This window comes from Rhodoplanes sp. Z2-YC6860, assembly GCF_001579845.1.
Classification (GTDB): domain Bacteria; phylum Pseudomonadota; class Alphaproteobacteria; order Rhizobiales; family Xanthobacteraceae; genus Z2-YC6860.
Genome location: NZ_CP007440.1, coordinates 6,225,251 through 6,248,976, shown reverse-complemented (window position 1 = coordinate 6,248,976; position 23,726 = coordinate 6,225,251). Strand labels below are relative to the sequence as shown.

21 protein-coding genes are annotated in these 23,726 nt (G+C 65.0%); 9 read left to right on the top strand and 12 right to left on the bottom strand.

The genetic code is table 11. The annotated features are described in order from the left end of the window. Positions 1 to 14: 14 nt before the first annotated feature. Both RHPLAN_RS29230 and RHPLAN_RS29225 read left to right on the top strand, forming a co-directional pair. Positions 15 to 902, top strand: coding sequence for an NADP-dependent oxidoreductase (locus RHPLAN_RS29230; RefSeq protein WP_157100573.1), 888 nt, complete (start codon positions 15 to 17; stop codon positions 900 to 902). Positions 903 to 1,057: 155 nt separating this feature from the next. Beyond that, positions 1,058 to 1,252, top strand: a complete 195-nt coding sequence (locus RHPLAN_RS29225) for a hypothetical protein (protein WP_068025784.1) — start codon at positions 1,058 to 1,060, stop codon at positions 1,250 to 1,252. A gap of 34 nt (positions 1,253 to 1,286) precedes the next feature. Here RHPLAN_RS29225 and RHPLAN_RS29220 read toward each other — a convergent pair whose 3' ends face one another. Beyond that, positions 1,287 to 2,264, bottom strand: coding sequence for a Bug family tripartite tricarboxylate transporter substrate binding protein (locus RHPLAN_RS29220; protein ID WP_068025782.1), 978 nt, complete (start codon positions 2,262 to 2,264; stop codon positions 1,287 to 1,289). Positions 2,265 to 2,294: 30 nt separating this feature from the next. Here RHPLAN_RS29220 and RHPLAN_RS29215 point away from each other — a divergent pair, with 30 nt between their 5' ends. Beyond that, positions 2,295 to 3,734 carry an LLM class flavin-dependent oxidoreductase gene (locus RHPLAN_RS29215; RefSeq protein WP_335341032.1) on the top strand — a complete coding sequence of 480 codons (1,440 nt, stop codon included), beginning with the start codon at positions 2,295 to 2,297 and terminating at the stop codon, positions 3,732 to 3,734. A gap of 308 nt (positions 3,735 to 4,042) precedes the next feature. Here RHPLAN_RS29215 and RHPLAN_RS29210 read toward each other — a convergent pair whose 3' ends face one another. After that, positions 4,043 to 5,788 (bottom strand): CocE/NonD family hydrolase, encoded by a 1,746-nt coding sequence (locus RHPLAN_RS29210; protein WP_237179934.1) that lies wholly within the window; start codon positions 5,786 to 5,788, stop codon positions 4,043 to 4,045. 299 nt (positions 5,789 to 6,087) lie between these two features. On the opposite strand from RHPLAN_RS29210, the gene RHPLAN_RS29205 reads away from it, so the two are divergent. Next, positions 6,088 to 7,095, top strand: coding sequence for an ABC transporter substrate-binding protein (locus tag RHPLAN_RS29205; protein ID WP_068025778.1), 1,008 nt, complete (start codon positions 6,088 to 6,090; stop codon positions 7,093 to 7,095). A 123-nt stretch (positions 7,096 to 7,218) separates the two neighbouring features. Here the strand turns inward: RHPLAN_RS29205 and RHPLAN_RS29200 are convergent, their stop codons facing one another. From RHPLAN_RS29200 to RHPLAN_RS29180, 5 genes are all read right to left on the bottom strand, one after another. Next, positions 7,219 to 8,457 carry an FAD binding domain-containing protein gene (locus RHPLAN_RS29200; protein WP_068025775.1) on the bottom strand — a complete coding sequence of 413 codons (1,239 nt, stop codon included), beginning with the start codon at positions 8,455 to 8,457 and terminating at the stop codon, positions 7,219 to 7,221. Positions 8,458 to 8,466: 9 nt separating this feature from the next. Next, the gene (locus RHPLAN_RS29195) at positions 8,467 to 9,390 is read right to left on the bottom strand and encodes an aldo/keto reductase (RefSeq protein WP_068025774.1); all 924 of its coding nucleotides are present in this window, start codon (positions 9,388 to 9,390) and stop codon (positions 8,467 to 8,469) included. Positions 9,391 to 9,519: 129 nt separating this feature from the next. Further along, on the bottom strand, positions 9,520 to 10,401 hold the full coding sequence (locus RHPLAN_RS29190) for a beta-keto acid cleavage family enzyme (RefSeq protein ID WP_068025773.1): 882 nt from the start codon (positions 10,399 to 10,401) through the stop codon (positions 9,520 to 9,522). Positions 10,402 to 10,434: 33 nt separating this feature from the next. Continuing rightward, positions 10,435 to 11,445, bottom strand: coding sequence for a Gfo/Idh/MocA family protein (locus RHPLAN_RS29185; RefSeq protein WP_068025772.1), 1,011 nt, complete (start codon positions 11,443 to 11,445; stop codon positions 10,435 to 10,437). 220 nt (positions 11,446 to 11,665) lie between these two features. Further along, on the bottom strand, positions 11,666 to 13,399 hold the full coding sequence (locus RHPLAN_RS29180) for a CocE/NonD family hydrolase (RefSeq protein WP_198164549.1): 1,734 nt from the start codon (positions 13,397 to 13,399) through the stop codon (positions 11,666 to 11,668). Between the two features lie 204 nt (positions 13,400 to 13,603). Between RHPLAN_RS29180 and RHPLAN_RS29175 the strand changes: the two genes are divergently transcribed. Both RHPLAN_RS29175 and RHPLAN_RS29170 read left to right on the top strand, forming a co-directional pair. Then, positions 13,604 to 14,758: a thiolase family protein gene (locus RHPLAN_RS29175; RefSeq protein WP_068025765.1), complete on the top strand. Its 1,155-nt coding sequence runs from the start codon at positions 13,604 to 13,606 to the stop codon at positions 14,756 to 14,758. After that, the gene (locus tag RHPLAN_RS29170; protein ID WP_068025764.1) at positions 14,755 to 15,075 is read left to right on the top strand and encodes a PhlB family protein; all 321 of its coding nucleotides are present in this window, start codon (positions 14,755 to 14,757) and stop codon (positions 15,073 to 15,075) included. The genes RHPLAN_RS29175 and RHPLAN_RS29170 overlap by 4 nt, the downstream gene beginning before the upstream one ends. A 42-nt stretch (positions 15,076 to 15,117) precedes the next feature. Here the strand turns inward: RHPLAN_RS29170 and RHPLAN_RS29165 are convergent, their stop codons facing one another. From RHPLAN_RS29165 to RHPLAN_RS29155, 3 genes are all read right to left on the bottom strand, one after another. Continuing rightward, a complete protein-coding gene (locus RHPLAN_RS29165) occupies positions 15,118 to 15,561 on the bottom strand; it encodes a hypothetical protein (protein ID WP_068025763.1) in 444 nt (147 codons plus the stop codon). Between the two features lie 240 nt (positions 15,562 to 15,801). Then, on the bottom strand, positions 15,802 to 17,025 hold the full coding sequence (locus RHPLAN_RS29160; RefSeq protein WP_068025761.1) for a CaiB/BaiF CoA transferase family protein: 1,224 nt from the start codon (positions 17,023 to 17,025) through the stop codon (positions 15,802 to 15,804). 138 nt (positions 17,026 to 17,163) lie between these two features. Next, complete coding sequence (locus RHPLAN_RS29155) at positions 17,164 to 18,129, bottom strand: Bug family tripartite tricarboxylate transporter substrate binding protein (RefSeq protein WP_068025760.1); 966 nt, start codon at positions 18,127 to 18,129, stop codon at positions 17,164 to 17,166. A gap of 165 nt (positions 18,130 to 18,294) precedes the next feature. On the opposite strand from RHPLAN_RS29155, the gene RHPLAN_RS29150 reads away from it, so the two are divergent. The 3 genes from RHPLAN_RS29150 (at position 18,295) to RHPLAN_RS29140 (ending at position 22,385) form a co-directional block, all read left to right on the top strand. Next, on the top strand, positions 18,295 to 19,620 hold the full coding sequence (locus tag RHPLAN_RS29150; protein WP_068025759.1) for an LLM class flavin-dependent oxidoreductase: 1,326 nt from the start codon (positions 18,295 to 18,297) through the stop codon (positions 19,618 to 19,620). 1 nt (position 19,621) lies between these two features. Then, positions 19,622 to 20,608: a Bug family tripartite tricarboxylate transporter substrate binding protein gene (locus tag RHPLAN_RS29145; protein WP_068025757.1), complete on the top strand. Its 987-nt coding sequence runs from the start codon at positions 19,622 to 19,624 to the stop codon at positions 20,606 to 20,608. Between the two features lie 85 nt (positions 20,609 to 20,693). Beyond that, on the top strand, positions 20,694 to 22,385 hold the full coding sequence (locus RHPLAN_RS29140; RefSeq protein WP_084245822.1) for a GMC family oxidoreductase: 1,692 nt from the start codon (positions 20,694 to 20,696) through the stop codon (positions 22,383 to 22,385). A 225-nt stretch (positions 22,386 to 22,610) separates the two neighbouring features. Here the strand turns inward: RHPLAN_RS29140 and RHPLAN_RS29135 are convergent, their stop codons facing one another. Both RHPLAN_RS29135 and RHPLAN_RS29130 read right to left on the bottom strand, forming a co-directional pair. Next, positions 22,611 to 23,258: an isochorismatase family protein gene (locus RHPLAN_RS29135; RefSeq protein WP_068025755.1), complete on the bottom strand. Its 648-nt coding sequence runs from the start codon at positions 23,256 to 23,258 to the stop codon at positions 22,611 to 22,613. A 9-nt stretch (positions 23,259 to 23,267) separates the two neighbouring features. Then, entirely contained in the window at positions 23,268 to 23,693 is a 426-nt protein-coding gene (locus RHPLAN_RS29130; protein ID WP_068025753.1) for a pyridoxamine 5'-phosphate oxidase family protein, read from the bottom strand. Between the last annotated feature and the right edge of the window lie 33 nt (positions 23,694 to 23,726).

Sequence of the window (23,726 nt, the reverse complement as noted above, 5' to 3'; positions counted from 1 at the left end):
CGGAGGTGCTGCAGGTGGCCGAGCGGCCGCGGCCCGAGCCCGGGCCGACAGAGGTGCTGGTCCGCGTCCACGCCGCGAACGTGGGCGCAGGTGATTGCAAGACCCGCGCAGGGCTCCTGCAAAAGCATTTCCAGGTCGTGTTCCCGAAAATTCTGGGGCGTTACGGTTCAGGAACGATCGCCGGCCTCGGCGCCGAGGTGGCCGGTGGTCATCAAATCGGCGACGGAGTGGTCTTCTCCACGCTGCACACCGACAGCGGCTGCGCCGCCGACTATGCCTGCGTTGCGGCGGCCAAGATCGCGTCGAAACCGGAAAACCTGAGCCATGTTGAAACCGCAGCCACGATTCAGGGCGGGGTCGCAGCCTATTGCTGCATCGTCGAGACAGGTGGCTGCGCACGAAACGAGAAGATCCTGATCCACGGCGCCGCTGGATCGGTCGGCGGCGCGTGCGTCGAGCTCGCGCGCCATCTCCACCTGCGCGTCACCGCCACCTGTCGCGCGATCGACTGCGACTACGTCCGCTCGCTCGGCGCAGATCATGTGATCGCGTTCGATCAATCCGATTTTTCCGAAAGCGTGCGCGATCAGGATGTCGTCATCGATCTGATCGGCGGCGACGTTCATCGCCGGTCATACCGGGCTCTCAGGCCGGGCGGCCGGCTCATCTATCTGAATGCCGCACCGATCGAAAACCGAGGCTCCGAATTCGGAGTCGACGTGCGCAATGCTCCGGTCGGCAATGGCGGGCCGCTGCTGGACGCCGTCTGCCGGCTTGCCGAGCAGGGCGTGCTCAAGCCGAAAGTCGGCAAGGTTCTGCCGCTCGAAGGCGGCGCCGAGGCGCACGCCCTGGTCGAGGCCGGCACGATCAAGCGGGGCCGTGTCATTCTCGAAGTGGGCTGAACCAAAGCCCCTTTATTGAGCGGCGTCGGGTCGCAATCCCTCGCCGTCAGTGGCGGCGATCAAACCGCGTTATAAGCGATAATTGCACTCCAGGATTGCGCACCCCCAGAGAGCAATGGCATTGTCATGCCGGGGGAAGGGACTGCTGCGAAACAATGTTTGACGCTAAAGCGCTGGTTGGCAACTACGTTGCTCTCATTCCGACGGTCATGAGCGAATTGGACTGCGCTCTGAAGAGTCAGCAGCCCGATGAAATTCGACAGGGCATTCTGCGCGCCAGAGAGCTGCTTGAACGTCTGCACGATCTCAGCAGCGCGGCGATGGCCGATCTCGTTCTAGCGCGGCGTTAGGCTTCGCCCCCTCTTCTGACGATGCCCAGGACTTCTATTGAATCTTGAGGTTCAAAGTCCTGATCAGCGCGCCGTATTTCTCGCTCTCGCTTTTGATCTGCGCGGCGAAGGCCTCGGGCGTCGACTGATAAGACTTTCCGGACAGCGTCGCGCGAAGCTTTCCGTCGAACGCCTTGTCGGCGATGACCTCCTTGGTCGCGGCGCGCAAGCGCTCGATGACGGCTGGCGGCGTTCCGGCCGGCGCGAACAGCCCCTGCCACGATGACAGTTCGTACGACGGATAGAATTCCGAAGCGCTCGGCACGCCCGGCAATTCATCGATCGGCTCCCGGCTCGTCACGGCGAGCGGACGTAACTGGCCGGACTGGATCAGCGGATAGACGCCGCCGCCGCCGACCGTGAGGCTTGCGTCGCCGCTCACCACGCCGATGCCGGCTTGCGGCCCGCCGCGATAGGGCACATGGGTGAGATCGAACTGCGCGATCTGCTTGAGCATCTCGACGCCGAGATGCGATTGCGTGCCGTTGCCGAACGAGGCGTAGAGCAGCGGCGGATTCGAACGCTTCGCCAGCGCGACGAAATCGGGCAGCGTCTTCACCGGCAGCGTGCTGCTGACCACGAACGCATAGTAATTGCTGATCAGCGAGGCGACCGGGATGAGGTCCTTGAACGGATTGAACGGCATGTTCGCGTAAAGGTGCGGGTTGATCACGAACAGGCTGTCGGGTCCGATCAGCAGCGTATAGCCGTCAGGCGCGGCATTCGCGACCAGTTGTCCGACGAGATTGCCGCCCGAGCCGGGCTTGTTCTCGACCACGACGGTCTGGCCGAGCTTGTCTTCGAGGCCACGCGCGATCAGGCGGGCGGTGACGTCGGCAGCGCCGCCCGGCGGCAGACCGAGAAGCAGGTGAATCGTGCGGGTGGGGTAGGTCTGAGCCGACGCCGCCATGGCGCTGCAGGCCAGCACCAGGATGATGGTGAGTGACTGTGCGAACGTGCGGGTCAGATTCATCGCCCAAAGCCCTCATGAAAATCTGCCATCGTGCTCTGCGCCTGTAAAGCCACGGTTGGTTATGGCTGTGCTGCGATCATGTGCAGTAGGATGACGACTGTTTCCGCGAATGGCAGTCGAGGTCAGGCCGACATGACGAAGCAACGCCAGATGCATCTCGCATTGTTCTGGCTCGGCACCGGAAACCATTCGGCCGGATGGCGCATGCCGGATGCCAATTTCAGCAACAGCGAGTGGTCGTTTGTCGAGGCCGGCGCACAGCTGGCCGAACGCGGCAAGTTCGATCTGTTTTTCGTCGGCGATGCGGTGGCGATGCAGCTCGATCTGCACCCGTCATTCATCACGCGTTTCGAACCGACGACGCTGCTTGCGGGCCTGTCGCGCGTCACCAGCAAGATCGGCCTGGGCGCGACGGTTTCGACCAGCTTCAGCGAGCCGTATAACGTCGCGCGAACGTTCTCCTCCATCGACCGCATGAGTAATGGGCGCGCTGCCTGGAATGTGGTCACCAGCACGATGGATGCGTCCGCTCTCAATTTCGGCGGGGACAGACTCAAGGATCATGATCTTCGCTACGAGATTGCCGAGGAGTTCGTCGATGTGGTGCGCGGCTTGTGGGACACCTGGGACGACGGCGCGCTGGTCGCGGACCGGCAGCGCGGGATCTTCGTCGATCCGAACAAGGTGCGCGACCTCGATCACCAGGGCCGCTTCTATTCGGTGAAGGGCGCGCTGAATATCGAGCGGTGCCCGCAAGGGCATCCGATCATCATCCAGGCGGGCGGCTCGGAGTCCGGTCAGGAGCTTTCGGCGCGCATCGCCGACGTGGTGTTCTCGCCGATCAACGGCGACCTCGAGTCGGCCAAGGCCAAATACGAAAACCTGAAAGCCCGCCTGCCGAAATACGGGCGCGAGCGGCATGAGCTGGCGATTCTTCCGGGCATCATGCCGATGATCGCGGACAGCGCCGAGCAGGCGCGCGAAGAACTCGCGCAGCTGCAGGAGTGGCTGAAGGCGAACGACCAAACCGTCCGCTCGGTTCTCACCAAGCGGCTCGGCCGCGATGTCTCAAGCTATGACCTGGATGCGCCGATCCCGGAGCTGCCGCCGACCAATCTCGGGCAAAGCTTCGCGCAGACCTTGCTGGATCGGGCGCGGCGAGAGCACATGACATTCCGCGACCTGTACAACGTTGCAGCCGCAGCACGCGGGCACTGGGCCGTGTGCGGCACCGCCACGCAGGTTGCGGACATCCTGGAGGAATGGTTCGTCGCCGGTGCCGGCGATGGTTTCATGATCCTGCCGGCGCACTTTCCGCGCTCGCTCGAGGTCTTTGTCGAACGTGTCGTCCCGGAGCTGCAGCGCCGCGGATTGTTCAGGCTCGATTACTCCGGAACCACGCTCCGCGACCATCTGGGTCTGAAACGGCCGCCGCCGAAAGTCCGGGCGGGCGCCTCGCCGCGGCATTGATCGACGGCAGATTCCGGAGACTCCAAGCGTCTGAAATCACAGCGCTATTTTCGCTGTTTTTCGAAGTGTGACCTAACGCACTTCATCGGGCCCGGGCGCTCGGGCATGGTCAATCTACGACTTAGTTGTTCCTCCCGAATACCCGCACTTGGCCGCTGCCCTCCGGGCGGCGGCCTTTTCTTTTCCGACGTGCGCAGGCGAGGTTTCGGTGACGGCCGCGGCCGGGCATTACCGCGATGTGTGTGACGTCTGCGCAACATCGAGATCAGGCGCGGGCTGCGAGGGGGGAGAGGGCGATTGCCGCGCTCTCACCCCTCCGGAATCACCGGCAGCATCACATACGCATGCCGCCCCGGCCCTGCGTGCAGCGTCACATCGCCGCCGAACACCGCCGCCGGGCGGTCGCGCGGATCGTCGTGCTTGAACGGGCCGACGCCTGAGAATGAGCCGAGCGTCTTCAAGCCCGAGCCGCCGCCGCCCGGATAGACGTAGTCCTTGCCGCGCACCGACAGTGCGAGACGAAACCCTGCCGGCACCACAATGCAGGTCGGCCAGACCTCGACGTCGCATTCGACGATCTCGCCCTTCTTGAGCTTCTGCTCTTCGTCATGGGTGTGATACGGCCGGTAGGGCAGGGTGAGCGCCTTGTCGAGCTTGCGGTGTGACACGCGAAGCCAGCCTTGCGCGAGAGGCGTGTGCGGATCGAGCGCGCCCTGGAACACCATCTCCTTCATGTCGGGCGAGAACGCGCGCACCACCAGGAACAGGTCGGCATCTTCCGTGGCCGACGACACCCAGAGCTTCGCGGCGATCGGCCCGGTGATTTCGGTGTCGCGCTTCAGCGGTTCGGTGAGGAACGTGACGCCGTCGCCCAGGCCCTGGTAGGTGACCGACGACTTCTTCGCCTGACGCTTGGTCGACATCGAGAAGCCGGAGGGCTCCAGGAAGAACTTCGTCCATTTCGTCCGCTTGATCGGCCATTCCTTCTCGGCGCGCTCGACGAACTTGTCGGGATGGCGCACCTGCAGCAGCACCTTGGGCTGCTTGTCCCAGCCGGTCTTCTCGCCTTTGAGGAAATGGCCGAAGAACTTCTTCTGCAGGGCGAGGCCGTAGTCCGTATAGAAATGCGTCCAGTGTTCGAGGCCGTGGGCTTCGAGCCATTTCTCCTTCGACGCCGCGCGCACGAAGCCCTCGAAGTTGCCGCGCGGATGCAGGCCCTGGCCGCCCCAGTTGGCCGTCGAGAGCAGCGGCACCTTCACCTTCGACCAGTCCGGCATGCGCGTCTGCCAGAAGTCCGCGGTGTCGAGCTTGTTGCCGAGGCAGTCCTCGTAGAAGTCGCGGCGGTTGGCGCCGAGCTCTTCTTCGGAAAGTTCCAGCGGTCCCGACACCCAGTCGCCGGTCATGCGGCTCCTGAAGCCGCGCGAGCCGCGGCCGTGCTGCAGCGGCAGCACCTGCGAGCGCGACCAGTCGCGCGCGAAGGTGCAGAAGATGCCGCCGTGATGCGCCATGTCACGATAGAAGTCGGCGGCGCCCTCCCAGAGACAAATTGCCGCGAGGTGCTTCGGCTGCAGCGCCGCGCACTGCCACTGGTTCTCGGCGTAATACGAGATGCCGTCGAGGCCCACCTTGCCGTTCGACCAGGGCTGCGTGCCGGCCCATTCGACGCATTGCGCGAGATCGAGCGCCTCCTGCAGCGACCAGATGTCGATCACGCCGGGCGAGCGGCCGGCGCCGCGGCTGTCGACGCGGATGCAGACGTAGCCGTCCGGCACCCACTTCTCGGGATCGACCACCTCCCAGCACTGGTACTTGTTGGTCGAGCCGGTCGGCACGTCGGGGCGGATCTCGCACATCCGCTGCCACTGCTCGTGATAGAGATCGTCGAAGTGCAGCCACTTGCCGTAAGGGCCGAGCGTCATCAGCACCGGGTAGCGGCCTTCCTTGACCGGCCGGTAGATGTCGCAGCGCAGAACGATGCCGTCGTCCATCGTGATCGGCATGTCCCAGTCGATCCGCATGCCGTCGCGGATTTCGCTCACCTCGCGATAGCTCATCTCGTTTCCTCCGCTGCTTCTGCTCGTTGCCGCAATCGTGTTCGCTCGACCGCACGTTGTCCAGAGGTCGGGCACACTGTCATTCCGGGGCGCGCCGAAGGCGCGAACCCGGAATCCAGACGCGCGGGGACTTTCTCCTGAACTGGATTCCGGGTTCGCGAGCTTCGCTCGCGCCCCGGAATGACGGCTGAGAGTGCGGCCCGCGGCTTGCGATGACGCATCCGCTCCGACAAGATGGCCGCCGAAACGTCAGGTCTCATCGCGGTTTTCGCATATCCCTCCGAAGGAGAGTTCACGCCATGCGCATTCGTTCGCTGCTCGCATCCGCCGCATTGATGGCCGCATTTGTGGCGCTCGCGGGCGAAGCGCAGGCGCAGACCGCGCCGGTGACTTTCGCGCTCGATTTCCGCGCGCTCGGCCGTCATGCCGCGTGGTACGTCGCGCTGGAGAAGGGCTACTACAAGCAGGCCGGCCTCGACGTCACCATCATCCCGAGCCAGGGCACCGCGCAGGCGATCCAGAGCGTGGAGTCGAAGGCCGCGCAGTTCGCGTTCTCCGATGTCGCGGGGCTGGTCGCAGCGCGCGCCAACAGCGGCGCGACCTCGAAGATGGTTTCGGTGATCTATCAGAAGTCGCCGTACGCGATCTTCTCGCTGCGCTCGGGCGCCAACGTCACCAAGCCCGAGCAGCTCGAGAACCTCGAGATCGGCAGCGGCGCGGGCTCGTTCACGCAGAAGGTGATCGAGGCCTTCATGAAGTCGAAGGGGCTGAAGCCCGAGACGGTGAAATACACCAACATCGATCCGGCGGCGCGCGTCGGCCTGCTGGCGGCCAAGAAGATCCCGGCGATCGAGACCTTCGCGATGTCGATGCCGGGCGTGGTGAAGGCGGTCGGCGCTGCGGACGCGCAGATCTTTCTGCTCGCCAACAGCGGGCTTGCGCTCTACTCGAACGGCATCCTTGTGCGTGAGGATTATCTGAAGTCCGACCCCGACAAGGTGAAGGGCTTCGTCAAGGCGTCGCTGCAGGGCTGGAAGGACACCATCGCCAACCCGAAGGAGGCCGCCGACATCGTGATGAAGCACGTCAAGGGCCTCGATCCGGAGGTGACGTTCCAGGAGATCGTCATCGTCAACGCGCTGGTGGCGACGCCCGACACGCGAGCAAAGGGACTCGGCACCATCGACGCCAAGCTGATGGCGGAGAGCGTCGATCTCATCGCCAAGAACACCGGCTCCGACGGCAAGGTCGCGGCGAAGGATGTGTACGACACGAGCGCGCTGCCGCAACCGGCGATCAAGCCGTAGCTCTCGGTCATTCCGGGGCCGGCCGAAGGCCGGAACCCGGAATCCAGTTCTGGAGGAAGTCTTTGCGCGTCTGGATTCCGGGTTCGGCGCTGCGCGCCGCCCCGGAATGACCGGTGGAGGGAGCTACCCCCTCCGGCTCTCCTCCAAAATCCGCTTCACCTGGACGCTGCGGCCGTCGTGGTCGCGCATCAGGTCGTCGACGGCCCAGCTGATATCCTTGTTGCGGCGCTGCTCGCGCGGCTTGTGCTGGTCGGTGATGTAGGAGCCGTCGCTGCGGCCCTGCCGCACCAGACCCGCGCCGAATGCGCCTTGCCGCTTCTGATAAAGCGCAAGCCCGGGCTCGATGCCGTGCGCCGCGATCGCGTCGGCAAGACACTCGGCGTCCATCGCGCATTTGGTGGTGCCGGCGCCGGGATGCGGCCGAACTAGGAACGCAGCGTCCCCGAGCAGTGCCACGCGGCCGAACACGATCTGCGGCGAGATCATGTCGAAGATCGCCTGGAAGAACGGCCGCGGGTCGCGCTCGAAGATCTCGGCCACTTGAGGGGCCACCAACGCGCGCGCCTGCGCCTTGGCCCAAGCGATCACGTCGGGACGCAGCAAGGGCGGTGCGATCGAGGTGCCGTGGCACTTCCCCGAAGCGTCGGTGCAGAAGTCCGTGAGCTGCTCGGGCGTGGTCGGCCGGTACCAGACGATGTTGTAGGCGCGCTCGCCGGGCTTCGTCTCGTTGTTGCTGCCCGGCACCGGATAGGCGAGGAACAGTTCGCCCGGCGGCAGGCAATACGTGTAGTTGGCGACGAGCTCGGCGCGGATCGGCTCCGGGATGTCCCGCTCGTCGAGCTTGGCCCGCCAGGCGACGTAACCGGCGTACTCCGGGTGAAGCTCGGGCATGAACAACTCGCGCACCGTGGAGCGTCCGCCATCGGCGCCGATCAGGAGATCGCCGCGCTCGCGCGTGCCGTCGGCGAAGGTCGCGGTGACGCCGCTTGCGTCCTGCTCGATCCGCACCAGCGATTTGCGCAAGTGATACGTCGCGTCCGGCACGCGGTCGCGCAACGAGCGGAACACGCGGCCCCACGAGCTCATCACGCGCACGGTGTCGCGCTTGTCGTAGATGCGGCCGGTCTTATCCAGGAACACGACCTGGTTGACGCGGATGCCCATCGAGTCGTCGAACGGGATGCCGAGCCGCCGCGTCACGTCGTGCAACTGCGGATGCGTGCTGATGCCCGCGCCGCGGCCGGTCAGCTCCTCGGAATTGCGCTCGAACACGTCGGCGTCCCAGCCGATGCTGCGGAACATGTTGGCGGCGAACAGGCCGCCGACCGAACCGCCGATGATGAGCGCGCGGGGTTTCGTCATCCGATCTGCCTACTTCGTAATCCGGTCGAGCTCGGCCACGTCATCGGCCGAGAGCCTGGCATTGCCGGCGCGCACATTCAGCTCGACTTGCTCCGGCGTCATGGCGCCGGCGATCACGCTCGCCGTCACCGGCCTTGCCAGCAGCCAGCCGAACGCGATGTTGAGCATGCTGCGACCGGTCCGTTCTGCGAAGTCGCGCAGTTTGTCCGCCATATTCCAGTTGCGCTCGTTGATGACGTCCGTGGCATGGTGACTGCTGTAGGCGAGCCGCGCGTCCTTCGGCAATGGCCTGCCGCGAAGATATTTGCCGCTGAGAAATCCGCCCGCAAGCGGGGCGTAGGGCAGGAGCGTCATCCCGCGCTTCAACATCAGCGGCATGAGGTCGCGCTCGATCTTGCGCACCAGCAGGCTGTACTCGTCCTGGCAGGTGACGAATGCGGCGCTGTCGATGCGGGCGGAGGTGTCGAGCGCGGCCGAAACCTGGCCGGACGAGAAGTTCGAGCAGCCGATCGCGCGCACCTTGCCGTCGCGAATGAGATCGTCGAGCGCGCGCAGCGTCTCCTCGATCGGGGTGTTCGGATCGGGATAATGGACCTGGTAGAGGTCGATGTAATCGGAGCGCAGCCGTTTGAGGCTGGCCTCGACGGTGCGGGCAATGGTCCGCCGCGACGCTCCGCTCGGACTGCCCCAGCCGAACTTGGTGGCGATCACCACCTGGGAGCGGCGTTTGCCGATTGTCTCGCCCAGGAAGGACTCCGATGTGCCGTTGCCGTAGACATCGGCGGTGTCGAACAGCGTGATGCCGAGATCGATGGCGCGGTCGACCACGGCGCGAGCGGCGGATACGTCATGGATACGGCGGCCGAAGTTGTTGCAGCCGATGCCGACGACGGAGACTTCGATATTGGAGTTGCCGAGCTTGCGAGTTTCCATTTCCACGCCCACCGACCTCTCCCGGCCCTCATGGTGAGGAGCGCGAAGCGCGTCTCGAACCATTGGGGCCGCCCCATCCTTCGAGACGCCGCGCTTCGCGCGGCTCCTCAGGATGAGGCGGAGAGGGACCTACTGCGACCTCTGCAATCCCAGAATCTTCCTTGCCTCGTCCGGTGTCGCCACCTCGCGGTTGAGGCTCTGCGCGATGCCGACCATCTTTTCGACCAGCACGGCGTTGTTCTTCGCGAACTCGCCCGGCCGGATATAGGGATTGTCCTCGTAGCCCACGCGCACATGGCCGCCGAGCGCGACTGCGAGCGACAGGATCGACCACTGCTTCTCCGGGTTCATCACGCTGACGTTCCAGATCGTGTCCGGCGGCAGGTTGTCGACGAAGAACTGCAAGGCGCGCTCGGTCGGCGGCATCCAGGTGCCGCCCGGCCAGCCGATGAACAGCGTGACGTAGGTCTGCTTCTTCAGGTAACCGGCCTTGCGCACGAAATCGAGATGCCAGAACGCGCCGGTCTGGAAGCACTCGCATTCGAGCTTGACCTTGTGTTCTTCCGCGGCCTTCGCGTAAGCGATCAGCTCCTCGACTGGATGGATCGCCATCATGCGTTTCGGCGGCAAGGTCGGAACCGGCTGGAAGTATTCGTCGTGCGCGTTGAACGCCACCGCCATCATATCGGGGCCGAGCTTCATCAGCTCGATCTTCTCCTCGATGCGCGCAGAGGCGACGCCATACTGCATGATCGGATCGACCTTGCTCATGATCGATTCGTGCAGCCGCTTCCAGTCGGCGTGATGGATCTTCGAGACCATCTTGCCGTCGGCCTGAAACGTTTCTTCCAGCGTGCGGCGGCCGTGGATGTGCGCGATGGCGGCGCCCGCGTTCACCGCGTCGACATATTGCTGGGTGACGCCGGGGATGTCTTCCTGGGTCGGGCAGAAATTGTTGTGCGGGTAGGACGTGCGCGAGTCACCGGCAACCGTGATGATCAGCTTTTCCATGACGCTTCCTCACTGAAATATCCGGCCGAATGCTCATGCGACGGCTTCTAGGTTTTGTGTTTTGGCGGATTTCACCACGGCGTCGAACACCGACATGCCGTGCAACACCTCCTCGATCTTGACCGGGTAGGGCTGCTTCTCGGCGATGCAGCGGCCGAATTCGACCAGCTCGGCGTTGAGCATGTCGAAGCCTTCGCTGTCGATGATCTCGTCGGGCGGCGCGGTGACCGGCCCGGTCGGCGCCGCGGTCGACGTCGGCACGAAGCGGAAGCGCGACAGATTGGGTTTTGAGAACTCCGCGAGGCCTTTGGTGCCGAACAGCGTGAAAGACAGCGTCGTCGCGGTCGCGACCGAGCAGAACAAGAGCCCCGTCGCGCCGTTCTTGAAGCGCAGCATGATGTTGGTGGTGTCGTCGGACGGCCCCGGAATGTAGCGGCCGGTGATCACCAGCACGTCGCGCACCTCGCCGCCAAACTCGATCATGTGATCGATGGAATGCACGCCGACCGCCGTGATGGCGCCGCCTGGCGCCTCGTCGGGCTGCGCCCGCCAGTTGTCGGCGGCGATGAACTGTCCGGTCGAGGTGGTGTGGGTCGCGACCATCGACATCACCTGGCCGAGCTGGCCCGATGCGAGGCGCTTTCGGATTTCCACGACGGAGGGATGGAAGCGGCGGTTGAAGCCGACGGCGAGTACGATGCCGGCTTTCTTTGCCGCGGCCACCACCTGTTCGGCGCTGGGCCGGTCGAGCGTGAGCGGCTTCTCGACATGGATGTGCTTGCCGGCGGCGGTCGCGGCCGCCACCTGCGCGGCGTGCTGGCTGTGTGGCGTGGCCAGGACGACGGCATCGATGTTGCGATCGGCGAGGATGTCTTCGAACCGGTCGTGCAGTTGAAGCTTTTTCTCGCGGCAGAAGTCCTCCGCGCTGGCGCGCGTCCGCGTGTGCGCAGCAACAAATTGAATCGCATCGGTCTTGCCTTGCACGGCATTGACCAGCGAGCGGCCCCAGCGGCCAAGCCCGACAATCGCGGCGCGCACTGTCATTGAATGCTCTCACGGCATCGGCGGTCGGACTCCCTCTCCCCCATAGCCCGTCGAAGACGGGCGTGAACGCCCTTTTGAGGGAGAGGGTCGGGGTGAGGGGGCCTCGAACTATCGATAGACCGTACCCCCTCACCCGGATCGCTTCGCGATCCGACCTCTCCCCATGGGAGAGGTGAAGCTGAGTGCGCTGTGAGAGTTGAGCTGAACACCGGCATCGCATTCATTTCGGGATCACCGGCAGCAGCAAATACGGCGCAAAGCTTCCGCCGAAATGCAGCGTGTTCTTGCCGCCGAAGATCATCGGCGGACGGTCGTGCACATTGGTGTGCGTGAACGGGCCCACGCCCTTCATCGGATAGGGCGCGTGCGGCAGCGCGATGTCGGTGCCGTCGACCTCGTAGTCCTTGCCGCGCACCGAGAGCGCCAGGCGATAGCCCTTCGGGACCACGATCGAGGTCGGCAGGATCTCGATGTCGAGCTCCACCGGCTCGCCGGGCTTGAGCGGCCAGAGTTCGTCGTGGGTGTGATAGGGCCGGTAGGGCTTTGTTTCCTTCGGATCGAGCTTGCGATGCGATGCCCGCAGCCAGCCGAGGCCCACGGGCACGCGGGGGTCGTTCGAGCCGATGAACGTCACTTCCTGGCCTTTCGGATCGAACAGCCGCAGCACCAGGAAAAGATCGGCGTCGGTGGTGTCCGACGAGACGAACAATTTCACCGCCACCGGCCCGGTGATCTCCATCTCCTCGGTGAAGGCTTCGGTGCTGAAGGTGACGCCGTCGCTGGATGTTGCGTAGGTCAGCGTCGCCGGATCGGTTGCCGGATCGTTGCACAGCTCGCGGTCGGGATGGAGATAAAGCTTCGTCCACTGCGTGCGCGCCAGCGGCCATTCGTTCTCGGCCCGTTGCACGAACTTCTCGCCGGGATGGCGCACGTTGAGCAGCACCTTGGGCTGCTCGTCCCAGCCGTTGTCGAGGCCTTTGAGGAAACGGTCGAAGAATTTCTTCTGCAAGTCGTGGCCGTATTTTGCGTAGAACAGCGTGAAGTGCGTGTCGCCGTGCACTTCGAGCCACTTCTGCTTGGAGCCGGCGCGCAGAAAGCCCTCGAAGTTGCCGCGCGGATGCAGGCCCATGCCGCCCCAGTTGGCGGCCGAGAAGATCGGCGTCTCGATATCCTCGAACCTCGGCAGCCGCGCCTGGTAGTAGTCGTCGATCAGCCGGTGAGTGAGCGCATCGCCATCGCAGTCGGCGCGGTTCTTTTTTAGTTGCGCGTCGGAGAGCGTGTCGGGGCCCGCGACCGGTTCGCCGGTCACCGCGCTCTTTGCGCCGCGATCTCCGACCCCGTTCTGCACGGCGGTCACCTGGCGCGGATACCAGGTCGAGAAGAAGTCCGAGAGAATGCCGCCGTGGCGGCACAGCTCGCGGTAATAGTCCGATGAGCCCTCCCAGATGCACAGCGCGGCGAGGTGCTTTGGCTTCAGCGGCGCGGCCTGCCACTGGTTCATCGAGTAGTACGAAATGCCGTGCAGGCCGACCTTGCCGTTCGACCACGGCTGCACGCCGGCCCAGTCGACGCAGAGCGCGATGTCCTTTGCCTCACGCGGCGACCAGACCTCCAGGAAGCCCTCGGAGCGGCCGGCGCCGCGCGAGTCCACGCGCACCAGCACATAGCCGTCCGGCACCCACTTCTCGGGATCGAACAGTTCCCAGTTCTGGTATTTGTTGCTGGAGCCCTCCAGCACCTCCGGCGCGGATTTGACGATGCGGAGCCACTGGCTCTTGTAACCCTCCTGCATCGCCAGCCCCTTGGCGTAGGGGCCGTAGCTCATGATCACCGGATACTTGCCGTCCGCCACCGGCCGGAACACGTCGGCGCGCAGTGTCACGCCGTCGTCCATCGCGATCGGCGCATCCCAATCGATCTTCATTCCATCGCGAATTTCGGATTTTGACGGCACCGGCACACTCTCACTCCGTCATCCTGAGGTGCTCGCGCGCCGCGCGAGCCTCGAAGGATGAACGGCCACGGATTTCGGGGCCGTCGCCCTTCGAGGCTCCCCCGGCTTCGCCGGGGTCGCACCTCAGGGTGACGGGGCGGGCAATTGACTCGTTGGCAAAGGCTAACACCAATAACGCCCACGTCTCAACGCGTTGGAGAGTGCATGTTCCGCAACGCTGCCATCATCGGCGTAGGCCAGTCGGCCTACACACGGCGCCCGGAGCCGGGCCAGACCGCGCTGCATTTCATGCGCGACGCGGTGGTCGCGGCGCTGAAGGACGCGCAGCTCTCGGCGAAGGACATTCAGGGCCTCGCGGTGGCGTCGTTCTCGCTCGCGCCCGACGCCGCGGTCGATCTTGCCTGGAAGCTTGGGCTGTCGCTGCGCTGGATTCTCCAGGACACCAACGGCGGCTCGTCGGCGATGAACATGCTCGGCCACGCGCTGCGCGGCGTCGAGACCGGCGCGGCCGAGACCATTCTGGTGCTGGCCGGTGACGCGACCGGTCTCGCGGGTTACGCCAAGGTTGCGGCGAACTTCAACACCGTGACGCAGAAGCATCTGGCGCCGCTCGGGCACGGCGGACCGAACGGCGTCTATGCGCTGGTCGCAAGCCGCCAGATGAAGAAATACGGATTGGAGAAATCCGACTACGGCCACATCGCGGTCGCGCAACGCGAATGGGCGGCGAAGAATCCGCACGCGGTCTATCGGTCGCCGCTGACCATGGAGGAGTATCTCGCCGCGCCGATGGTCGCCGATCCGCTGTCGCGCTACGACTGCGTGCCGGTGATCGCGGGCGCGCAGGCGATGATCGTCGCCAATCCGGGCCGCGCGCCGAAGGGAAGACCCGGCGTGCGGGTCCGCGCCCATCGCGGCAGCTTCAATTACGACAACCAGGAGGGCGACGGGCTCGCCACGGGCATCAGCACGTTCGCCAAAGACCTCTGGCGCGACGCCCATGTGCAGCCATCCGATATCGATGTCGCGAGCATCTACGACGACTATCCGACCATGGTGCTGGCGCAGGCCAATGATCTGGGCCTCGTTCCCGACGGCGATCTCGCGCGGTTCTGCCGCGTCACGATTGGCGAGAAGCGGTTTCCGGTGAACACTTGGGGCGGCATGCTGAGCGCCGGCCAGCCGGGCGGCTTCGCCGGAGGGCTGAACGGCATCACCGAGGCGGTGCTGCAATTGCAGCATCGCGCCGGAGAGCGGCAGGTGAAGAACGCGCGGCTCGCGGTCGCGACCGGCTACGGCATGACGATGTATCGCTATGGCGGCACCGCGGCCGCAGCAGTTCTGGAGCGCGTGGAATGAGCACTTCGAACGCAGGCGTGACGATCTGGCGCTGCGCGAACTGCCGCGCTGGATTTTTTCCAGAACCGCTGCTGTGCCCGCGCTGCCACGGCGACCGCTTCGAGACCGATACGGTGACGGAGGCAACCGTCGAGGAGGTCTCTGTCATCCGCCATATGCTTGGACAAGAGAACTGGCAGCCGCGGCGCATCGCCAGTGTGCGCACGTCCGACGGTCAACGCATCACCGTGGGCTTGCGCGACGAGGTTGTGCCGGGTGCAGTGATCGAACTGGTCCAGGAAGAACAGGCGCCTTTCGGCCGCGCCAAGATCGGATGAAAGCCGCAGCCCTTCCCGAGGGACGGGCTGCGGCCCTTTGCACTACTGCAGCGAAATGGACACGCCGCCGAGATTGAGATTGGCCTCAAGGCCGACCTTGACGGCGCGAACGTCCAGAACCACGCCCTTTTCGTTCTGCAGCCGGGCCGAGCCCGCGCCGCCGCCCACGGCGAGGCCGGCACCGACCGCCGAATAGGTGCCGGCAATGTCAGACGGCCGCCGCATGTTGTAGGCAACGCCCCGCACTTCCGTCGCGGAAGCGCCGATGGTGCCGATCCTGACGCCGCCGATGCTGAGCCGGTACGTCTTGCCCCGGAAACGAAGGGCGCCCGAGCCGCCGCCAATGCCGACGATGAAGCCGGCGCTGCCGACCGAGAAGCGCACAGCGCCGGTCTCTGCATAGGACGGTGAGGGCATGCTGCTCAGCATGACCGCACCGACAATCAGGGCGGCGCCGATTTTGGCGGCGCGAACAATATTGAGCATCAAATCCTCCTGGTTCACTCACTAGCGCATGTTCATGCGTCTCAGGGCAGACAACTGCTTTGCCGGCCAGCCGTGCATCTTTCACAGCCAGGATATATCAGCGCACGAACGGGGGAGCTGAATATTGGGCCTTGGTCCAGGTCCGCGAAGGCGTCGGGAGGAAGCCCCGGGGCTTTCTCGATGCGCCTTTTCCCAGGCCGGTACGTAGAAAGGTTGCCGGCAGGGGCATGGGTGCCGCAGCTACTCTGCGGCCGTCATCTTCGGTTGCGGCGTCGCAAGCCTGGTGACGCCCGACGAGGCCAGGGCATCGATCGCGGCGCGATCATAGCCGAGCTCGGTCAGGATCATCTGCGAATGCTCGCCGAGCATCGGCGCCGGCCGCGGCAGGCCCGGCCCGTCGTGATCGAGCAGCACCGGATTGCGCGTGACTTTCATGGTGCCGAGCCGCGGATGCTCGACGGTGCTGACGACATTCCGCGCCACGATCTGCGGGTGTTCGAACACCTCCTTGAAGTTGTTCACCTTGGCGCAAGGCACGCCGACCTTCATCAGCTCGGCTTCGAGCTTGTCGGAATGCATGGCGCGGATCGCGGGCTCGACAAGCGCCAGAAGCGGCGTCTCGTTGGCCTTCCTCTCGGCATAGGTCTTGAAGCGCGGATCGCTCAAATTCTGTTCAAGTCCGATCACCTGCATGAACTTCTCGAACAGCATGTTGTTCGGCGTGCCGACCGCGACGTAGCGGCGGTCGCTGGTCTCGAACAGCTGGTACGGCGCGGTGAGGCGATGCCTGTTGCCCATCGGTTGCGGCACTTGGCCGGTTTCGAGATATTCGGCGGCCTCCCAGGCGGCCGCGGCGATCGAAGCTTCGACCAGCGACACGTCGGCGACGCGGCCTTCGCCGGTGCGCCCCACGCCGACGAGGCTCGCGAGCGTCGCGTAGGTCGCAAACAGCGCGCCGAACACGTCTGCCGTCTGCACGCCAGGCCGCACCGGCATCTGGCCGGGCTCGCCGGTGACCGACAGCGGGCCGGAGAACGCCTCGATGATCAGGTTGACGCCGGCGCGGCGTCGGTCCGGGCCGGTCTGGCCGAAGCCCGACACCGACGTGTAGATGATCTTCGGATTGACGGCTTTGAGGTGCTCGGCGCCGAGCCCCATCTTTTCCAGCGCGCCGGGCCGGTTCGCTTCGACGAAAACGTCCGACTTCGCGGCGAGCCTGCGCATGATCTCCTGCGCCTCGGGCCGCTTGAGATCGAGCACCAGGCTGCGCTTGTTGCGGTTCAACGCGGTGAAGCTCACGCTCTCGCCGTTTCGGATCGGCGGCGTGGCGCGGCCCATGTCGCCCTGCGGCGGTTCGATCTTCACGACGTCGGCGCCCATGTCGGCCAGCAGCGTGCCGCAGAGCGGGCCCGCGATGAAGTTTGCGAGTTCGATGACGCGGATACCTTCGAGCGGCTTGGCCATTTCACAGTCCTATCGGGTCGTCATTCCGGGGCGCGCCGAAGGCGCGAACCCGGAATCCAGAACACATTCGGTCTGTGTACTTGTCTGGATTCCGGGTTCGCGAGCTGCGCTCGCGCCCCGGAATGACGGGGAGAGAGATCATTGAATCTTCAGCCCCGCCTTGTCGATGATCTCCTTGAACATCGGCACCTCGCGCTCGACGCGTTTGCGGAACATGTCGGGGCCTTCGGCCACCACCGGCAGGCCGATCTTGTCGAACTTCTCTCTGGTGTCGGGTCTGGCGAGGATGATGGTCAGCTCTTTCACCAGACGATCGACGATCGGCTGCGGCGTGCCCGCCGCCACGTAGACCGCCTGGAAGGTGTCGGAATCCGCATCCTTGATGCCGAGTTCTTCCAGCGTTGGCACGTCGGGCAGTGGTGCCCAGCGCTTCTTCGCGGTCACCGCGATCGGCCGCACCTTGCCTCCATCAATGAGGCCCTGCACCGAGCCGATGTTGGCGGTGTAGAGATCGACCTGGCCCGCCAGCACCGCATTGGTTGCGGGGCCGGCGCCCGGGAACGGGATGTGCTGCATCTGGATGCCGGTGCGGAGCTTCAACAATTCGCCGGCGAGCTGCGGCGTGGTGCCGGCGCCCGGGCTGGTCCAGTTCATCTTGCCGCCACTCGCCTTGGCCTTCTCGATGAACTCCTTCATCGATTTGATCTCGGATTGCGTCGGCACCACGAACACGTTCGGCGACGCGCCCATCACCATCACGGGGATGAAGTCTTTCAGGGGATCGTAGGCGGCCTGCGCGTAGAGGCTCGGGTTCACCACATAGGCGCTGGAGCAGACCAGCAGCGTGTAGCCGTCGGCCGGAAGCCGTTTCACGGCCGCGATGGCGATGTTGCCGCCTGCGCCGCCGCGGTTCTCGATCACAACCGGCTTGCCGAGCGCTTCGCCGAGCGGAATGTTGACGAGACGGGCCGCGATGTCGGTGCCGCCGCCGGCCGGGAAACAGACCACCATGGTGATCTGTTTATCGGGATATTCGGCCTGCGCGGACGCGCAAGCCAGCAAAGCACCCAATGCTGCGAGCAGAAGCGTCCGCAGTGTGGACATTCCATCCTCCCAGAATTTTGTAGCTTTTGATTTTCCGCGAGTATGGCAGCCGAAATTGTCGCCGTCACCGTGGACGCGGCCCGAGGCTCTTCATACGATGCGGTATCCTCAGGCCGGGGCGAACATGACACAGCGGACGTTTGTGGGTTTGTACGGCGGTGCGGCATGACGCGCCCGATGCATCTCAACCTCTTCATCCAGAGCCGCGGTCATCACGAGGCCGCGTGGCGGCACCCGAAGTCGTCGCCGCTGCCGCTCACCGATATCCAGTACACCGTCGAGATGACGCAGAAGGCCGAGGCCGGCCTGTTCGACTCGATCTTTCTCGCCGACGTGCTCGGGCTTTGGAACGACGTGCAGACCACGCCGTTCAACTGGCTCGAGCCGATCACGACGCTCGCCGCGCTTGCAATGGCGACGAAGCGCATCGGCCTGATTGCCACGGCGTCGACCACCTACACCGAGGCGTACAATCTGGCGCGGCAGTTCTCTTCGCTCGACCACATCAGCCGCGGCCGCATCGGCTGGAACATCGTCACCACCTGGTCGCCCCAGGCCGGCAGCAACTTCGGCGGCATCGGCGAGGTGAGCCACGCCGACCGCTATGAGCGCGCTGAAGAATACATGTCGGTGGTGAAGGGGCTGTGGGACAGCTGGACCGACGACGCGGTGCTCGACGATCGCGCGGGCGGCCGCTACGCCGATCCGAAGGGCGTGAAGCCGATCGAGCACGCTGGCAAATTCTACAAGGTGAAGGGGCCGCTGAACCTGCCGCGCTCGCCACAGGGGCGCCCGGTGTTCGTGCAGGCCGGCTCCTCCGACACCGGCAAGCGTTTCGCCGCGCGCCATGCCGAGGCGATCTTCACGGCGCATCTGGAGAAATCGACCGCGAAGGCGTTCTACGACGACATCAAGAATCTGCTGAAGGAAGAGGGCCGCGATCCTTCGCAGGTCCTGGTGCTGCCGGGCTTCAGCCCGATCATCGGCTCGACCGAGGCCGAGGCGAAGCGCTTCTCCGACGAGCTCAACGAATTGTCCGATCCGGAGGTCGGCCGCAACCGCATGTCGTTGCGCTTTGGCGGCCACGATTTTTCGCATCTGCCGCTCGACAAGCCGCTCAGCCCGGAAGACTTCCCCGATCCGAAATTGAACGAGGCCTCGCGCAGCCGCACCGAGGTGATTGTTGGATTTGTCAGGGAGCACAAGCCGACGCTGCGGCAATTGCTGGCGAAGCTTGCCGGCGCCCGCGGGCATTTCACCCTGGAAGGCACGCCCGAGCAGGTGGCCGATGTGATGGAAGAATGGGTGAAAGGGGGCGTGTCGGATGGCTTCAACCTGATGCCGCCGGTGCTGCCCGAAATGCTCGACGTGTTCATCGCCGAAGTCGTGCCGATCCTGCAGAAGCGCGGCTTGTTCCGCACCGCGTATGAAGGCGACACGCTGCGCTCGCATCTGGGGCTCGCGCGTCCGGCTGTGCGGATGGAGAGGTGAGATGAGCATGACGCTTCAACGCCGCCGCTTTCTCCGCCTGGCCACTGCGGCCGCCGCTTCGCCGATGCTGCCGCGCGTCGCGGCTGCGCAGAGCTACCCCGACCACGCGGTGCGTGTGGTCGTGCCTTACGCGCCGGGCGGACCGACCGACGTGGTCACGCGGCTTCTCGTGCAGAAGATCGCCGACCGCACCGGCAAGCAGTTCTTCATCGAGAACGTCGGCGGCGGCGGGGGCAACATCGCCATGGGCCGCCTCGCCAAGACGCCGCCCGACGGCTACACGCTGCTGATGGTCAATCCGAGCTACGTGGTCAATCCCACGCTGATCCGCGACGTGCCGTACCGGTTCGAGAAGGATTTCGACACGGTGTCGCTCGCCGTGCTCACCACGCTGGTGATTGCGACGCATCCGAAGGTCGAGGCGCGGACGCTGAAAGAGCTGGTCGAGCTTATCAAGAGCAATCCCGGCAAATACACCTACTCCTCGCCGGGCACCGGCACGCCGGGGCATCTGGTCGGCCAGGTGTTCAAGCTGTCGCTCGGCCTCGATCTCGTGCATGTGCCTTATAACAGTGCGGGCGAGGCGGTTGGCTCGACGGTTGGCGGCCACACGCAGATCTGCTTTGCTTCGCCATCACCCGCGGCGCAGCAGGTGATCGAAGGCAAGCTTCGCGGGCTCGCGGTGACGAGCCTCAAGCGCTCGTCGTCGCTGCCTGACGTGCCGACCACCACGGAGGCGGGCTACCCGGCCGTCGTCGGCGACAACTGGCAGGGCATCATCGTGCCGGCCGGCACACCGAAGAGTGTCATCGACTACGTTCATCGCGAGATCGTCGAAGCGGTGAAGCGTCCGGAGGTGCTGGAGCGCCTCGCCGTGCTGGGCTTCGAGCCGGTCGCAAGCACGCCGGAGGAGTTCGCCCGGCACGCCAGGACCGAGTTCGACAAATGGGCCAAGGTGATCAAGGACTCCGGCATCAAGACCGAGTAGCCGAGCCCTTGGCCCGTTCGCCGCCGTCGTGCTTCAATCGTGGTCAGGGCCGGACCACGCGGCCGTTCGGGAGAGGGCGGCCGCAATGAGCCAGACGTCCGGCGAGAGCTACGACACCATCATCGTTGGCGGCGGCGCAGCGGGCTGCGTGCTGGCAAACCGGCTGTCGGCGCGCTCCGGGCACAAGGTGCTGCTGCTGGAAGCGGGCGTCGACACGCCACCCGGCGGCGAGCCTGCTGATGTTCTCGATACCTATCCGACGTCGTACTACAACCCGGCCTACTTCTGGCCCGAGCTGAAGGTGCACTGGCGGCTTGCCAGCAACTCGCCGCTCACCGGCTATTCGCAGGGCCGCATCATGGGCGGCGGCTCGTCGGTGATGGGCATGGTGGCGCTGCGCGGCACGCCCGACGACTACGCCGAATGGGTCGAGCTTGGCGCGTCCGGCTGGGGCTGGGACGACGTGCTGCCGTTCTTCAAGAAGCTCGAGAAGGATTTCGACTACGACAGCGGGCTGCACGGCGGCGACGGTCCGGTGCCGGTGCGACGGATTCCGAAGGATCAATGGCCGCCGTTGTCGAAGGCGTTGGAGGGCTTCGCCGCCGAGCGGCAATATCCGACCGTCAACGACATGAACGCCGACTTCCGCGACGGCTACGGCTGCGTGCCGATCAGCAACTGGCCGGAGAAGCGCGCCTCGGCTGCGATCTGCTATCTCGACGCCAGCGTGCGTGCGCGGCCCAATCTCACGGTGATCTCCGGCGCGACGGCGACCGGACTCATGTTCGACGGCCGCAAGGCGACCGGCGTTACCGCGGAGATCGGCGGTGAGACGCGGCAGTTCAGCGGCAAGGAGATCGTCGTCAGCCTCGGCGGTATCCATTCGTCGGCATTTCTGATGCGAAACGGCATCGGCCCCGCCGCGCATCTGCGCGAGCACGACATCGCGGTGCGCGGCGATCTGCCCGGCGTCGGCGCGAATCTGTCCAACCATTCGCTGCTCTTCATCGGGTTTCATCTGAAGCCCGAAGCTCGGCAGGCACCGTCGCTGCGCACCCATTCGGCGACGGTGCTGCGCTTCTCGTCAGGGGTTGCCGGCTGCCCGCGCACCGACATGTACATCAACGTGCAGAGCAAGACCTCGTGGAGCGCGCTCGGCACGCGGATCGCGAACCTCGCGCCGTCGCTGTGGAAGCCGCTCGGCCGCGGCCGCGTGGCGCTGCGCTCGACCGATCCGCATCGCGAGCCGCAGGTCGAGATGAACTTCGCCGGCCACGAGGCCGATCTGAAGCGGCTGATGCTGGGATTCAGGCTCGCGGTGGAGATGATGCGCTATCGCACCGTGCAGGACATGACGGCGATCACCTTCCCGGTGAAGTTCACCGACCGGCTGCGCCAGCTCAACCGCCGGAGCGGCTCGAACGCGTTCAAGGCGCAGACCATCGCGTGGCTGACCGACGTGATGCCCGCCATGGCCGGGCCGGTGTTCGCGACGCTCGCCGACCGCAAGGTCGATCTCGTCGAGCTGGTGAAGGATGACGCGGCACTGGCCGAGCATATCCGCGAGAACGTCGCCGGCATGTTCCACGTCGCCGGCACCTGCAAGATGGGCGCGGCGAACGATCCCGACGCGGTGGTCGACAATGTTGGGCGCGTGCGCGGCTTCGAGGGCCTGCGGGTGGTCGATGCGTCGATCATGCCGACGGTGCCGCGCGCCAATACGAACATTCCGACGATCATGGTGGCGGAGAAGATTGCGGCGGGGATGGTGGCGTGAGGCAGAGCGAAGCAGTGGAGGAGAACGAAAGTGTCGCGCAGCCTTCGCCTCTTGCTCCGCTGTCATTGCCGGGCTTGACCCGGCAATCCATACGTCGCTTCCGCGACGATCACTCTTACGATCTGAGATTGCTGCACGCCCTCATGGACCCCCGGGTCAAGCCCGGGGGTGACACCGGTTGTGTGGAGCAGCCTGTGTTTAATGGTTGGCAACGGCAGACGAACTCTATCTGTTATGCCCCACCGTCTTCATGTACTGCAGCGTCTCGTCGAGCCCGACGACGTCCGCGTACTTCGCGTTCAGGTCGAACAGGCTCTGGTCGTGCGCCGCCTTCGAGCGGTCGCCGACTGCCTCGCGCACCACCATCGGCCGGAAGCCGTTCTGCACTGCGTCGACCGCCGTGGCGCGGACGCAGCCCGAGGTGGTGCAGCCGGTGATGATCAGCGTGTCGACGCGCTGGTTGAGGAGCCGCGGCACGAGGTCGGTGCCGAAGAAGCACGAGGCATATTTCTTCACCAGCAGGCTGTCGCTCGACCGCATGTCGAGCCGCGGATCGATCTTCACGGCCTCGGTGCCGGCCTTCAGCGTCAGCGAGCCTTTCATCTTGATGCCCCAGAGCCCGGCATCCTTCATGTCCTGCTCGTCGTAGATCACGGTCGAGAAGATCACCGGGATGCCGCGCTGGTGCGCGACCTCGAGCATCGGCTTCTGCGCCTCGATCTGGCTGTCGAGGTTGGCGCCGAGCGGCATCGATGAATCGGTGAAGCCCTTGAGCATGTCGATGAGGATCAGCGCCGGCCGCTCGCCGAAGCCGATCTTGATGCCGAAGCCGCGCTGCCGGAAAAGCTCTTCGTCGTCCTTGCCGCTGGTCATGGTGTCACCTCACATGATCGGATTGCCGCGGAGATCGGCGGCGCGGTTGATCTTGACCAGGATGCCGATGCCGGTGTCGGCGCCGACATGCTCCTGCTCGCGTTTCTTCAGCTTGGCGAAGATCGCATCATGCACTGGACCGGATTCGTGCAGCTCGGCCGTGCCCCAGAAGCGCAGGAATCCTGAGTCCAGCACCTTGTCGTGCTGCGCCTTGAAGTTCGAATACATGACCATGACGCGGCGGTCGCTCGCGAGGTTTTCCAGCGCCTTCTTCTTGGAGCGCTCCCAATAGGCGAGGTGCTGGTCGTCGTAGACCACCATGCTGCCTTTGACGCTGATGTTCGGGCCGTCCTTGCCGGCGGTCGCGACGAGACACGGATAGCCATCGTCCCAGGCATTGGTGATCAGTTTCTTGATGGTGTCGCTCAACGCCATTGCGTGCTGTCTCCAGATTGAATTCCAACGTCG